Below are 13420 nucleotides of genomic sequence, written 5' to 3'. Positions count from 1 at the left end.
CGTACACGAGGCCGACCTCCTACGATCCGTCGACCCGGTACCGGCCGCCGGTGAAGGAGAAGAAGTCACGCGGCTGTCTGGTCTTCTTCATCGTGGTCGCCATACTCGTGGTGCTCGGAATCCGGAACGGCTGGTTCGCGACCATCGGCGATGCCATCGAGGACGCGAGCTCGAAACCGGCGACGAGCAGCCCGCGCCCGACCGGCACCGCGTGCCCGTCCCGTATCGCCGACGCGCTCCCGAGCGGCGACGGAGCCGCGCTGGTCGAGGCCTTCCGCACGGAGAACAAGCAGATCACCCTCTGCCGTACGAAGGCAGGGAAGCTCTACTACTACGGCGAGTTCAGCGACCAGCGCGAGCCGGGCATCGCCATGAAGGCCAAGAAGACGAGTGACGGGTACGAGGCGACCAACAGCCCGTACCGCTATGTCATCCGCGGGGACACCGTCAGCGTCTACAAGTCGGGCACCCGCATCGGCCGCGAGGAGCTCAGCCGGGAGCCGTCCCCGAGCTGAGCTCCTCGTACGCCGGTCGCTCCTACTCCCCGGACTCCAGCCGCAGCGAGATCGAGTTGATGCAGTACCGCTGGTCCGTCGGGGTGGGGTAGCCCTCGCCCTCGAAGACGTGGCCCAGGTGCGAGCCGCAGCGGGAGCAGCGGACCTCGGTGCGGACCATGCCGTGGGAGCGGTCGTCGATCAGCTCGACGGCGGAGCTGTCCTTCGGGTCGAAGAAGGACGGCCAGCCGCAGTGCGACTCGAACTTCTCGTTCGACGTGAACAGCTCCGCGCCACAGGCCCGGCAGGAGTACACGCCCTTGGTGGTGGTGTCCGTGTACTCACCCCGGAACGCGGGCTCCGTGCCCGCCTGGCGCAGCACCTGGTACTCCGCCGGGGTCAGCTCCGCACGCCACTGCTCGTCCGGCTTCTCGACGTCGTACGCCATGAGCTCGCTCCCTCTGCTACTTCGACAGGTGGTCCAGGATCAGCGGGCCGAGGTCCGTGACGTCGCCCGCGCCCATGGTGAGAACGAGATCACCGGGTCCGGCCATTCCCGCCACGACCTGCGGCACCGTCGCCTTGTCGTGGACGGGCGTCACGTCGGCGCCCGCCTGCCGCGCGGCGGCGATGATCAGCTCGCTGGTGATGCCCGGGATCGGGTCCTCGCGGGCCGGGTAGATGTCGAGGACGACGGACGCGTCGGCGAGGGCCAGCGCGTCGCCCATCTCCTTGCCCAGCTCCTGGGTGCGGGAGAAGAGGTGCGGCTGGAAGACGACCAGGAGGCGGGAGGCCCCGGCGGCGCCGCGCATGGCCTCCAGGTCGGCCGTCATCTCGGTGGGGTGGTGCGCGTACGAGTCGATGACCTGGACGCCCTGCGCCTCGCCCTTGAGCTGGAGGCGGCGGCCGACACCGGTGTACGCGGTGAGGGCCTGGGCGAGCTCGGCCGCGTCGATGCCGACGCGGGCGCCGGCGGCGAGGGCCGCGGCGGCGTTGTGCGCGTAGTGGCGGCCGGGGACGGAGACGGTGAAGGTGTGCTCGACGCCGTCGAGGGCGACCGTCACCTCGCTCTTCATCCCGTTCGGGACGATCTTCAGGATGCGGGCGTCGGAATCCGCGGTCTCGCCGACCGTGACGATGTTCAGACCGTCGCGGTCCGCGACCCGGCGGGCCAGCTCGCGGGCGCCCGCGTGCTCGCCGACGACCAGGGTGCCGCCGGGGCGGATCTTGGCCGTGAAGGCCTCGAAGGACTCGTAGATCTCGTCCATGGAGGCGTAGTTCGCGTGGTGGTCCAGCTCGACGTTGAGGACGATCGCGACCTCGGGGTCGTACTTCTGGAAGCTGCGGTCGCTCTCGTCGGCCTCGGCGACGAAGACCTCGCCGTCGCCGTGCAGCGCGTTGGTGCCGGGACCCGCGAGGTCGCCGCCGATGGCGTACGAGGGGTCGAGGCCGAGCTCGGTGAGCGCGACGGCCAGCATGGAGGTGGTCGTCGTCTTGCCGTGCGTACCGGCGACGGCGATCGCGCGCAGGCCGTCCATGAGGGAGGCCAGCGCGTCGGAGCGGTGGACGACGGGGATGCCGAGCTCGGCGGCGCGGGCCAGCTCGGGGTTGTCGGCGCGGATGGCGCTGGAGACGACGACGGCGGAGGCGTCGTCGGCGAGGTGCTCGGCGGCGTGCCCGATGTGCACGGTGGCACCGAGGGCGCGCAGCGACTGGGCGGTCGCGGACTCCTTGGCGTCACTGCCGGCGACCTTGGCGCCGCGCTGGGCGAGGATCTTCGCGATGCCCGACATTCCGGCACCGCCGATGCCGATGAAGTGCGGCCGTTCCATGGCGGCAGGGATGGCGGGTGCCATGCGGATCTCTCCCCGGGGTGGTCGTGCGTGGAAGACCCCAGCCTAGTGGCTCCGGCCGGGTGGGCCCGGCGGGAGCGGCGGGGCCCGGTGCGTGGCGTGCCGGCCGTGCCGGGCCCGTGTCCGTGCCCCCTGCACGGGGCGCGGACACGGGCGAGAGACCGTACGACCGGCCGTACGACTGCTCGCGGCTGCTCGGCGGCTCGGCTACTCGGCCGCTTCCTCGCTGTGGGCGAAGAGCTTGAGGACCGGGACCCCTACCTTGTGGCGGGCCCGGGAGGCCCAGTCGCGGTGGAAGAACTCCTCCACGTAGTGCGGGGCGGTCAGCACGATCACCTCGTCCGCCTCCGACTCCTCGACCACCGCCTTCATCTTGGTGAGCGGGTGGTCCTCGACGACCTGGCCGACCGCTTCGCAGCCGGCGTCTCTCAGTGCCCGGAGCGAGTGCTCCAGGGCCAGCTCGGCGGGGCGCCTGGCCTCCTTGCCCTCCGGTTCGTCGCCCTCGCGGGCGGCTTCCTTCAGTTCGCCCATGGCCACGTCGTCGATGGCACGCAGCAGTACATCGGCCTGGTCACCACGCGGCTGCATCAGCACGATGAAGGACACGCCCTCGTCGCCGTGCAGGGTGGTGACGAATTCCACGTCGACGGACGTCAGGGGCTTCTCGATCATCAGAACGCTTGTGAACACCTCAGGAGCCCTTCTGCGGAAACCATCCTTCCCCGTGCCCGCACGGGGTCTGCGACAGTAAGTGTGCCCAGCGGACGGTAAGCGGAACGACAAATTCCGCCGATTGTCAGATCCGACGGTAGCGGGTGAAGAGGAAGCCGTCCTGCTCCAGCAGCGAAGCCACGGCGAAGCGTGTCGGGACGGCCACCGGAGGGCCCCCGGCGATCCGCTGGGCGTCACCCGCCGTCATCGTCGGCGAGACCGTCAGACACAGTTCGTCGAGGACCTCCGCGGCCACGAACTGGCCGAGCAGCCGGGGCCCGCCCTCGGTCAGCTGCCGCCGGAGTCCGCGCTCCGCGAGCACCGCCTTCGCGCGGGCCGGCTCCACCCCGGCGCCGTCGCCCGCCACCAGCACCTCGGCGCCCGCCTCCCGCGCGGCCCGCACCCGCTCGGCGGGCGCGGCGGCGCCCGTGAGGATCAGCGTCGGCACCAGCGGCTCGGTGAAGAGCGGAAGCGAGAAGTCCAGGTTCAGCGAGGCGCTGACCACGGCGATCACCGGGGCCGGGCCCTGTCCGGCGGCGTCGCGGCGGGCCGCGAAGGCGTCACGCGCGCGTGCCGGGCGGTAACCCTCCAGACGTACCGTTTCCGCACCGACGACGATCACGTCCGCGAGGCCCCGCAGGGTGCCGAAGATCCGCATGTCGGTCTCGGAGGAGAGCGGCTGGGAGCGCCCGTCGTGCTGCCCCGCCCCGTCGAGCGAGGAGACCATGTTGGCCCGCAGCCAGGCCGCCTCCGCTGAAGGAGGCTCCGGGTACGCGTAGGCGTCGGCGAGCTCGTCGAGCGACCACTCCCGGCCGGCTCCCGCCTCGGTGTCGTGGGCTGTCATGTCCGTCACAGGGAACAGGCGTCGCATCCTTCGAGTCTGACATGGCGCTTACAGTGGGGAACTGTGTCGACCCGTGCCCTCTCCGCAGCCGCATCCACCTCAGCGGCCCCGCTCTCGCTCTGCTCCCGAGAGCCCCACGTCCCCGCCGACCGACTCGTCGCGGAGATGGTGCCGCCGCCGCGCTTCGACTCCGTACGGTTCGACACGTACCTCCCGGACCCGAACCAGCCCAGCCAGACGGACGCCGTCAAGGCGCTGAGCTCCTTCGCCGAGGGCCTGGGCGGAGCGCATGCCTCCGGTGCCGGGAAGCGCCGCTGGTTCGCCCGGAAGCCGGCCGCCCCCACCGGGCCGCGCGGGGTCTACCTGGACGGCGGGTACGGCGTCGGCAAGACCCACCTGCTCGCCTCGCTCTGGCACGCGACCCCCGCCGAGCCCGCGCTGAAGGCGTTCGGCACCTTCGTCGAGCTGACCAACCTGGTCGGCGCGCTGGGCTTCCAGCAGACCGTGAAGACCCTCGGCGAGCACCGTCTCCTCTGCATCGACGAGTTCGAGCTCGACGACCCGGGCGACACCGTCCTCGTCTCCAGCCTGCTCGGCAAGCTGGTCGAATCGGGCGTGGCGCTCGCCGCCACCTCCAACACGCTCCCCGGCAAGCTCGGCGAGGGCCGCTTCGCCGCCGCCGACTTCCTGCGCGAGATCCAGGGCCTCTCGGCCCACTTCCGGCCGCTGCGGATCGACGGCGAGGACTACCGCCACCGCGGCCTGCCCGAGGCTCCGTCCCCGTACTCCGACCAGGTCGTCACGGAGACCGCGTACGCGACGCCGGACGCCTCCCTCGACGACTTCCCGCACCTGCTCGAACACCTGGCCAGGGTTCACCCGAGCCGGTACGGCGCGCTCACCGACGACCTCACCGCGGTCTGCCTCACCGACGTCCAGCCCGTCCCGGACCAGTCGACGGCCCTCCGGCTCGTCGTCCTGGCCGACCGGCTGTACGACCGCGAGATACCCGTGCTCGCCTCCGGACTGCCCTTCGACCGGCTTTTCAGCGACGAGATGCTGAACGGCGGATACCGCAAGAAGTACTTCCGGGCGATCTCCCGGCTCACCGCGCTCGCCCGCGACGCCAAGGGACTGGTCGCGCAGTAGGTTGGTGGCCGTACCCGATCGAAAGGGATCCACCATGGCCACCGTGCGTCACGCCCACACCGTCTGGCAGGGCGACCTCCTCAAGGGTTCCGGTGTCGTCACCCTCGACTCCTCCGGTCTCGGCTCGTACGACGTCTCCTGGCCGGCCCGCACCGAGGAGCCCAACGGGAAGACCAGCCCCGAGGAGCTCATCGCCGCCGCGCACTCCTCCTGCTTCTCCATGGCCTTCTCCAACATCCTGGCCAAGGCCGACGCTCCGCCGGCCCGCCTGGAGACCAAGGCCGACGTCACCTTCCAGCCGGGCCAGGGCATCACCGGCATCCACCTCACCGTGCGCGGCGAGGTCCCCGGCCTGGACGCGGACCAGTTCCAGGCGCTGGCCGAGGACGCGAAGAAGAACTGCCCGGTCAGCCAGGCGCTCACGGGCACGACGATCACGCTCACGGCCGAGCTCGCCGGTTCCTGACCCAGGGTCAGAACACGCGCCACATGAGGCAGTTGTGGCCCGCATGGTTCACGTGTCACCACAGTGCGTGGTACACACATGCGGGTCACGCGTCACACACCTGTCCGCCAACAGGGAGTTGTTGCCTCCATGTCCTCCGCGACTCGACGTCAGATCCTCTCCCGCACCGGCGCCACCGCCGCCGGGATCGCCTTCACCGGCGCGCTCTCCGAACTCTTCGCCGGCAGCGCGAGCGCCGCGCCCGGCGGCCACACGGGCCGGGCCGGCTACGGCCCCCTCGTGCCCGACCCGGACGGCCTGCTCGACCTGCCGGCCGGCTTCCGTTACAAGGTCCTCTCCCGGCAGGGCGATCCGCTCCGCTCCGGCGAGGGCCTCGTCCCCAGCAACCCCGACGGCATGGCCGCCTTCGCCGGCCGCCGCGGCCGGGTGCATCTCGTCCGCAACCACGAGAACCGGGTCACCGGCAAGATCGGTGTCCCGACCGTCCCCGGCCTGACGTACGACCCGGCCGGCAAGGGCGGCTGTACGGCCCTGGAACTCGACGGCCGGAACAACGTCCTCGGTGAGCGGGTCGCCATCGCGGGTACGGCCGTCAACTGCGCGGGCGGGCCCACCCCCTGGCGCACCTGGCTGACCTGCGAGGAGACCGAGGACAGGGCCGGGACGAACGGCTACACCAAGGACCACGGCTTCATCTTCGAGGTCGACGGAGCCGACCCGCACCGCACCGGCGCCGTCCCGCTCACCGCGATGGGCCGCTTCCAGCACGAGGCGATCGCGATCGACCCGACGAGCGGCATCGTCTACGAGACGGAGGACGCCTTCGAACGCCCCTTCGGCCTCTTCTACCGCTTCCTCCCCCACCGGCCGCTCGGCGGCACGGGCTCGCTGCGCGCGGGCGGCGCCCTGGAGGCCATGCGGGTGCCGGGCGTCGCCGACCTCTCGGTGATCCAGGAGGCGGGCACCCGCTTCGAGGGGATCGAATGGGTCCCCGTACCGGACCCGCAGGCGGCGGAGACCCCCATCAGACTGCAGGACTTCGGCCCCCGGGGCATCACGCACGCCCAGAAGCTGGAGGGCTGCTACTGGGGCGGCCGGGCCGTGTACTTCGTGTCCTCCTTCGCGCGCGTGAAGGACGGTTCCGGCGCGACGCACTTCGGCCAGGTCTGGAAGTACGAGCCGCACCGGCGCCGGCTCACCCTCGTCGTCGTCTTCGGCCCGGACACCGACATCCAGCTCCCCGGCGAGTCACCGGACAACATCTGTCTGGCGCCGAGCGGGGGCCTGATGGTCTGCGAGGACGGCGACGGGGCGCAGCACGTCTTCGGGGTGAGCGAGCGGGGCGAGGTGTACGCGCTCGCCCGGGGCGCGCAGAACATCGGCACGCCGGAGGCGCCGGAGTGGGGCGAGTTCGCGGGCGTCACGTTCTCGCCGGACCGGGGAACCATGTACGTCAACTGCTACACGCCGGGGACGACGTTCGCGGTGACCGGCCCGTGGTGCTGAGCTGAGGACGGCGCCCGGCCGCCCGCACTCGCGGGCGGCCGGGTTCCGTCGCAGGATCGGGGGGAGGACGGACGCGCGCGGCGTGGCGGAAGGGGCACGAGGTGGCGAAGAAGGACGGGAAGAAGGGCGGGAAGAGGGACGGCAGGAAGGACGGCAGGAAGAAGCCGAAGCAGCGGGAAGCGTCCCTGCGGGAGCTGCTCCGCGTCCCCCGGGGCGAGCGCATCGACCTCACCGCGTACGACGCCTCCGCGACCCCGGGCGGCCCCGCCGACAAGGCGGCCGGTCTTGCCGCCACCGCCGCCCTCGCACCGCGCCTCGCGGACCTCCAGGAACGCCTGTACGCGGCGAGTACGGCCGGTGACCGCCGACGGGTGCTCCTGGTCCTCCAGGGGATGGACACCAGCGGCAAGGGCGGCACCGTCAAGCACGTCATCGGCCTCTTCAACCCCTCCGGCTGCCGTATCCACGCCTTCAAGGCCCCGACGCCGGAGGAGCGGAACCATCCGTTCCTCTGGCGGATCATGAAGGCGCTCCCCCGTCCGGGCGAGATCGGCATCTTCGACCGCTCGCACTACGAGGACGTGCTCATCGCCCGGGTACGGGAGCTGGTCCCGCGCACGCAGCTCGACCGCCGCTACGGCCAGATCAACCGCTTCGAGAAGTCCCTCGCCGACGACGGCGTGACGGTCGTCAAGGTCTTCCTGCACATCTCGTACGAGGCACAGCGCAGCCGCCTGCTCGAACGGCTGGACAACCCGGAGAAGCACTGGAAGTTCAACGTGGGCGACATCGAGGAACGCGGCATGTGGCCGGCGTACCAGAAGGCGTACGCGATCGCCCTGAAACGCTGCACGACGGACGAGGCCCCCTGGCACCTGGTCCCGGCGGACCGCAAGTGGTACCGGAACTGGGCGATCAGCAAGCTGCTGCTCGAACACCTGGAGGCGCTGGACCCGGAGTACCCGCCGGGGGACTTCGACGTGGACGAGAGCCGACGGCGGCTACTCGCCACCTGAGCCGCGCCAGTCGCTGATGGCGTCCACCAGCACCTGGGACATCCGAAGGTCCAGAAGTCTCAGCCGCCCCTGATCCGCCATCGTGCTGAACAGCCGGTCCTGGAGTGCCGTCTCGTTCGCGAGGGTGAGGCGGGCGGCGAAGGCCGTCATGACCATCCGGTCGTCCAGCCAGGTCACCACGTCGAACAGGGTGTCGATCCGTGCTTCGTCGAGCTCCAGGACGGCCGCGCCGAGCATCAGGTAGTCGACCCCTGGGACAGCCCCGCCGGGCCCCAGGTCGTCGGCCTTGGCGGGCGGCAGGTACGGCAGGCAGGCGGCCGCGAGCACGAGGGCCGCCACGTCGGCCCTCCCGGCCTCGGCGAGCCCGACCGTGCACCGCAGCCCGTACCGGTCCGGCGGACGCCCCAGGGCGAAGGCCTTCGCCACCCTTGTCAGCTCCTCCGGGGCCGGGGTGTCGGCCAGCGCCGCCACCACGAGGGCGACCGCGTCCTCATCGCTCCGCACGCGGATCACCGCCTCGGCGAGCACCCGGTCGCTCTCGACCCCGAGGCGCGTCCCGGCGTCCCACAGGCCCTGATGGACGGCAGCCGCATTGCGACGGGTGATCCGTGCCGCGACCGCGGCCACCCACAACTGCCGGATCCGGACAGGCCTCCGCCGCAGCACTCCCGGGGCGAATGCCAGCACGTCCTCCAGCGGCCGCAGCCGCGCCACGTCCACGACGAACGTCTCCGCGGGTGCCCTCCCCGCGCCGTTGCCCAGAAGCCAGACCAGCAGCTCCGCCACCTCGTCCAGCGGCCGCGACCACGCCGCCTCCGTCAGGTCCCGGCCGGCCTCCGGGAAGTTCTCCTCCTCCCACAGTCCGGCCAGCTGGGCCTTGAACGCCTCCAGGGGCAGCCCCCCGGCGGCTTGCGGGCTCCGCCGCGACAGTTCCTCCTCCAGGCACAGCACCCGGTCCCGTAGCTCCTCGCCGTGGCGTTCCGCCTCCGCGCGGAGGCGTTCGGCGTCCTCCAGGTCCTGCCGGAGCCGTGCGATCTCGCGCAGCAGGTCGTAGGTGGGGGACGGGTCCGCGCGCTCGGCGCCCCAGTCCAGGCGGAGCTGCGTGAGGTCGTCGGCGAGGCGACGGACCTCGTCCTCCTTCTTCTCCAGGAGGGTCTGCAGCGCCTCGATGTTGCGCTCGGCGCGCCGGGTGTCCCGGCGGGAGCGGGCCAGCTCCCCCCGCAGGCTCTCCAGCCGGAACTCGTCCGGGTTGCAGACGCGCAGCGCCTCCAGGCGCTGGTTCCTGAGGGCCTCCTTCGCCTCCAGCTGGAGGGGCGCGCCGAGGTGCTCCTCGACCTCGCGCACCAGCCGGTCGACGAACTCCTGGGGTGCGAGCCGACGGCCGCTCAGGTAGCGGGAGACGGCGGACTTGTCGAGGTGGACGCGGTGGGCGTACTGGGTCTGGGTGATGCCCAGTCGCTTGAAGAGTTCTGCCAACACGTTGCCCAGCGCGGCAACCTCGGCGACCCCGCCGCGCTCGATCTCCGACGAACTCCCCTGCGTACGGGCGATTTCGGTCATCGCACACCTCCCCCTGGGCGTTGCCGCGACACCGGCAACAGTTGCGGCTTTCGCAACGTACCGGACGGGGCCGACGGTGGGGGCTCGCTCATCCGGAAGCCCACACGACCCCAAGGAACCCGATGCGTACTCTCCGCTGGGCCCAGCGTGCCCTCATCGTTCTCGTGGCGATCCTGCCCCTGCTGCTCGTGACGCTCGCCTTCCTGCCCGCGCTGCTCGTCCTCCCCTTCCGGCGGGAGCGGGCCGCGCACGCCGACGCGATGGTGCGTCAGCTCAGCGCGTGGACTCGGGTGCTGCTGCTGTCGAGTCGCGAGCGTTAGACACTTTGATCAGTTAGCTTCCGATCGTGAACATTTCTGTACGAAACTTGGCGGCGCTCGGTCTTCTGGGCGCCGTCCTCGTCGGCTGTGGCCGGGAAACCGTCGAACCGTCCCCGGCCCCGCCGGCGAGGGAGCCGGCCGCCGTCACCAGCCCGTCGCCCCGGGCGAGCGCCGCGGCGGCCGGGCCCAAGCCCGCGCGCGTCCCCGCCGCACCGCCCACCATGGCTCCGGGGCCCGGCGGCCTCACCCCCGTGTACACGCACCGGACGAAGGGCACGGGCAAGGCCACGGCGAAGGGCGCGGAGAAGGTCGTCGCGCTCACCTTCGACGCCGACATGACGGCCGATCAGGGGCCACGGGCCGCGCAGGGCGAGCGTTTCGACAATCCTCAGCTCATCGAGACCCTGCGCCGGCTCAAGGTGGACGCGACCGTGTTCATGACGGGCCGCTGGGCGGAGGAGTACCCGGACCAGGCGAAGTCCATCGGCCGCGACCCTCGCTTCGAGATCGCGAACCACTCCTACAGCCACTACGCCTTCGCGTCCCCCTGCTACGGCCTCCCGGCCGTCTCCACGCCCGACATGGCGGACGACGTCCAGCGGGCCTTCGACGCGTTCCGCGACGCCGGGGCGGTGAACGTCGTCCCGTACTTCCGCTTCCCCGGCGGCTGCTACGACGACGCGGCCCTCCGCGCGCTCGCGCCGGCCGGGGTGACGGCGGTCCAGTGGGACGTCGTCAGCGGCGACGCCTTCGCGCAGGACGCGGACGCGGTGGCCGAGCAGGTCCTCGACGGAGTGAAGCCGGGCTCCCTGGTGGTCATGCACTGCACGCGCAGCGCGGCCCCGGTCACGGAGCAGGCGATCCTGCGCATCGTCCCGGAACTCCGGGCCCGCGGCTACCGCTTCGTGAAGGTCTCGGAGCTGATGGGCGGATGAGCGGACGGACGGATGCACGGCCGGACGGATGAGCGGACGGACGGATGCACGGCCGGACGGATGCACGGCCGCCCAGGGCCAGTCCGGCCCGTCCGACCCTGATCCGCCGGACAGGACCTAGCCCGAGCAGGCCGTGCGCTCCGCCTCCCGCCACTCGCAGACCGGGCAGAGGGTGATGCCCTTCGTGGACTCCGGGTACTCGGTCGGCTCCTGGCACAGCACACACGCGGCGAAGGGGCCCTCGGTGGCCGGTTCGGGCTTCGGGCCGCCGGGCTCCGGGGCGGCGCAGTACGACGTGGACTCGGTGGACTCGGTCGTGTCGTTCATGTCTTCGAGCGTACTCACTCCAGGCGGGCCGTGGCCCGGCACGCGAGGGCCGCGCACGCCGCCGCGAGGAGCACGGCGCCCCCGCAGGCGAGCCACGGCGGGTCGGCGGTCGCCGTGCGGGCGCCGGTGATCAGGGCCGTCATCGCGTGCTTCGCCGGTGAGCCGGTGGTCACCAGGGCGAACAGCGAGCCCAGGACCAGGGCCGCGACGGACCAGCCGGGGGCCCGGACGAAGGGGCGGGACGCCAGCGCGCCGACGGCGGCGCCCGTCAGGGCGCAGGCCAGCGCCGCCAGGAGCCCCGTGGCCACGGCGGCGGGCGCGGTGACACCGCGCCGGTCGCCGGTCGCCGTCACCGCGAGGACCGCGACCGCGCCGACGAGGGCGGGCAGGCCGGTCCCGGTGACGAGCGCCGCGAGATGCGCGCGGCCCCGGCCGGCCGCCGTCGCGACGACGTTCCGGGCGGCGGACGGCTCCTGTGTGACGCAGATCCGTACGGACCAGGCGGTGACGGGGAGCAGCGCGGCGGCGGTGAGGCCGAGCGCGCCGAGGACGGGCTCGCCCGCGTTGACGCCGACGGCGAGGAAGGCCGCGTACAGGAGGAGCGGGGCGAGCCAGCGCTGCGAGCGGAGCAGCAGGCCGGTCTGGTAGCGCAGGAGCGCCGTCATACGCGTACGCCTTCGGAGCCGAGGTGGTGGATGTGCCAGGAGGCGGCGAGGAGCGCGCGCAGCAGGGCGTCGGAGTGGCCGGCGTCGACGGTGAGGACGGTGGTGCCGTCGCCGTCGCCGTCGGGTCCGGGTGCGACGACGGGGTGACCGGGAAGGCGCTCCGCGGGCGGGAGGGCGCGCGGGCCGCCGGAGACGGTGATCCGCACGCGCGGCAGCGGCCCGGCGCCGGCGCGGACCGGGCCTGAGGCACGGCCGACCGGGTCCGAGGCCGGGCCGACCGGGTCCTCGGCCTCCCCGACCCGTCCCTCCCGCACCTCGTACACCGCGGACGGCTCCCCCTCCAGCCGGCGCGGATCGTGGTCGACGAAGACGACGGTTCCGCCGGCCGCCCGGCGTGAGCGGACCGCCGCGTCCAGTTCCGCACGCGCGCCCGTGTCGAGGCCGGTCCAGGCCTCGTCGAGGACGAGGAGGGACGGGTCGGCGAGAAAGGCCTGGGCCACGGCGACCTTCTGGCTCGTGCCCTTGGAGAGCTCCGCCATGGCCGTACGGGCGTGCTCGCCCGCCCCGAAGCGTTCCAGCCACTCCCCCGCCACGGCCCGCGCCGCCGCCGTGCCAAGACCCTGGATCCGCCCCAGGTGGACCAGATAGTCGGTGGCCGTGAAGGGCAGTGCGGCCGGGAAGCGTTCGGGTACGTACGCCGTGCGGGGCGGGCGGCCCGTGATCCGGCCGGCGGTGGGCGCGTCGACGCCGGCGACGAGCCGGAGCAGGGTCGACTTCCCGGTGCCGTTCGTGCCCACGACCCGGACCAGGGTCCCGGCGGGCAGGTCGAGGTCCACGTCGCGGAGGATCCACGCCCCCCGGAGGCCGTGCCGGCGCCCGACCCGCTCCAGCCTCAATTCGAGGACTTCTGCGGGGTCAGCTCGCTGGGCCGGACGACCACGAAGCCCTGGCCCTCCAGCTTCAGCTGCACCGCCTCGCCCGAGCCGCCGCGGATCATCGAGCCGACTGACTGCGAGCGGTGGAGCGAGGTGTGCAGCTGCTCGCTCCAGCCGACCACGGCGTCGGTGTCGACGAACACCGGGGCCTGCGGGCTGACGGGGATGACGATCGGGTTGCCCTCGCACATGAGGGCGACCTTGCCGTAGCCGGAGAAGACGGAGTTGAAGAGGCCGCCGCCGGTCATGCCGGCGCCCTTCACGGTCTTGATCTCGTAGTGGAGGGTGGCGTCGAAGCAGAGCACGTTGCGGCCGTTGACCGAGAACGCGTCGCCCTGCTCGATCTCGACGATGAAGCAGTTCTGCGCCTCGTGCGCGAACCACGCCTCGCCCTGGCCGCGCACGGCCATCAGGGCGAGGCCCTCACCGGTGACGGCCCGCTTGAGCAGGCCGCCGATGCCCTGAGCCTTGCGCTCGAACTGGAGGTTGCCGCGGAAGGCGATCATCGATCCCTGGCGGGCGTGCATCTCGCCGTTGACGGTGTACTTGACCGATTTGGCGTTCTGGAGGGTCATTCCCGGGAAATCTGCGGTCTCGGCGAGGTGTTCGCCGGTGAAAAGATCACTCTTCATGAAGGGC

At 72.2% G+C, this 13420-nt stretch carries 16 protein-coding genes; 7 read left to right on the top strand and 9 right to left on the bottom strand.

The window, feature by feature from the left end; genetic code table 11:
- The first annotated feature begins 50 nt into the window (after positions 1-50).
- The gene (locus tag E0F75_RS26025; protein WP_229313150.1) at positions 51-515 is read left to right on the top strand and encodes a hypothetical protein; all 465 of its coding nucleotides are present in this window, start codon (positions 51-53) and stop codon (positions 513-515) included.
- Between the two features lie 22 nt (positions 516-537).
- Here the strand turns inward: E0F75_RS26025 and msrB are convergent, their stop codons facing one another.
- The 4 genes from msrB to E0F75_RS26005 all read right to left on the bottom strand — a co-directional run bounded on the left by msrB (position 538) and on the right by E0F75_RS26005 (position 3929).
- A complete protein-coding gene (gene msrB, locus E0F75_RS26020; protein ID WP_229313148.1) occupies positions 538-942 on the bottom strand; it encodes a peptide-methionine (R)-S-oxide reductase MsrB in 405 nt (134 codons plus the stop codon).
- Between the two features lie 16 nt (positions 943-958).
- Positions 959-2350 (bottom strand): UDP-N-acetylmuramate--L-alanine ligase, encoded by a 1392-nt coding sequence (murC, locus tag E0F75_RS26015; RefSeq protein ID WP_229313146.1) that lies wholly within the window; start codon positions 2348-2350, stop codon positions 959-961.
- A gap of 204 nt (positions 2351-2554) precedes the next feature.
- Complete coding sequence (locus E0F75_RS26010) at positions 2555-3037, bottom strand: indole-3-glycerol phosphate synthase (protein WP_209497377.1); 483 nt, start codon at positions 3035-3037, stop codon at positions 2555-2557.
- Between the two features lie 106 nt (positions 3038-3143).
- Positions 3144-3929 carry a pyrimidine reductase family protein gene (locus E0F75_RS26005; protein WP_229313144.1) on the bottom strand — a complete coding sequence of 262 codons (786 nt, stop codon included), beginning with the start codon at positions 3927-3929 and terminating at the stop codon, positions 3144-3146.
- Positions 3930-3965: 36 nt separating this feature from the next.
- Between E0F75_RS26005 and zapE the strand changes: the two genes are divergently transcribed.
- From zapE to E0F75_RS25985, 4 genes are all read left to right on the top strand, one after another.
- Positions 3966-5051 carry a cell division protein ZapE gene (gene zapE, locus E0F75_RS26000; RefSeq protein ID WP_229313142.1) on the top strand — a complete coding sequence of 362 codons (1086 nt, stop codon included), beginning with the start codon at positions 3966-3968 and terminating at the stop codon, positions 5049-5051.
- Positions 5052-5085: 34 nt separating this feature from the next.
- Positions 5086-5517, top strand: a complete 432-nt coding sequence (locus E0F75_RS25995) for an OsmC family protein (RefSeq protein WP_229313141.1) — start codon at positions 5086-5088, stop codon at positions 5515-5517.
- Between the two features lie 129 nt (positions 5518-5646).
- A complete protein-coding gene (locus E0F75_RS25990; RefSeq protein WP_229313140.1) occupies positions 5647-7023 on the top strand; it encodes an alkaline phosphatase PhoX in 1377 nt (458 codons plus the stop codon).
- A gap of 101 nt (positions 7024-7124) precedes the next feature.
- Entirely contained in the window at positions 7125-8039 is a 915-nt protein-coding gene (locus E0F75_RS25985; protein ID WP_374115433.1) for a PPK2 family polyphosphate kinase, read from the top strand.
- Here E0F75_RS25985 and E0F75_RS25980 read toward each other — a convergent pair.
- A complete protein-coding gene (locus E0F75_RS25980) occupies positions 8025-9599 on the bottom strand; it encodes a helix-turn-helix transcriptional regulator (protein WP_229313139.1) in 1575 nt (524 codons plus the stop codon). The genes E0F75_RS25985 and E0F75_RS25980 overlap by 15 nt on opposite strands.
- A gap of 122 nt (positions 9600-9721) precedes the next feature.
- Between E0F75_RS25980 and E0F75_RS25975 the strand changes: the two genes are divergently transcribed.
- Together E0F75_RS25975 and E0F75_RS25970 are read left to right on the top strand one after the other, a co-directional pair.
- Positions 9722-9919 carry a hypothetical protein gene (locus E0F75_RS25975; RefSeq protein WP_229313137.1) on the top strand — a complete coding sequence of 66 codons (198 nt, stop codon included), beginning with the start codon at positions 9722-9724 and terminating at the stop codon, positions 9917-9919.
- Positions 9920-9966: 47 nt separating this feature from the next.
- A complete protein-coding gene (locus tag E0F75_RS25970; protein WP_267499587.1) occupies positions 9967-10854 on the top strand; it encodes a polysaccharide deacetylase family protein in 888 nt (295 codons plus the stop codon).
- Positions 10855-10971: 117 nt separating this feature from the next.
- On the opposite strand, the gene E0F75_RS25965 is transcribed toward E0F75_RS25970, so the two are convergent.
- From E0F75_RS25965 to E0F75_RS25950, 4 genes are read right to left on the bottom strand one after another with little or no spacing between them, the layout of a single operon-like run.
- Positions 10972-11181, bottom strand: a complete 210-nt coding sequence (locus E0F75_RS25965) for a hypothetical protein (RefSeq protein WP_229313134.1) — start codon at positions 11179-11181, stop codon at positions 10972-10974.
- Positions 11182-11195: 14 nt separating this feature from the next.
- Positions 11196-11846, bottom strand: a complete 651-nt coding sequence (locus tag E0F75_RS25960) for an ABC transporter (protein ID WP_229313132.1) — start codon at positions 11844-11846, stop codon at positions 11196-11198.
- Positions 11843-12742, bottom strand: coding sequence for an ATP-binding cassette domain-containing protein (locus E0F75_RS25955; RefSeq protein WP_229313130.1), 900 nt, complete (start codon positions 12740-12742; stop codon positions 11843-11845). Before E0F75_RS25955 ends, E0F75_RS25960 begins: the two co-directional genes overlap by 4 nt.
- Positions 12739-13413, bottom strand: a complete 675-nt coding sequence (locus E0F75_RS25950; RefSeq protein ID WP_229313128.1) for an AIM24 family protein — start codon at positions 13411-13413, stop codon at positions 12739-12741. The genes E0F75_RS25955 and E0F75_RS25950 overlap by 4 nt, the downstream gene beginning before the upstream one ends.
- Positions 13414-13420 lie beyond the last annotated feature (7 nt).

It is taken from the genome of Streptomyces sp. CB02980, assembly GCF_014451325.2.
GTDB lineage: Bacteria > Actinomycetota > Actinomycetes > Streptomycetales > Streptomycetaceae > Streptomyces.
This window is presented reverse-complemented; position numbering and strand designations above follow the sequence as displayed.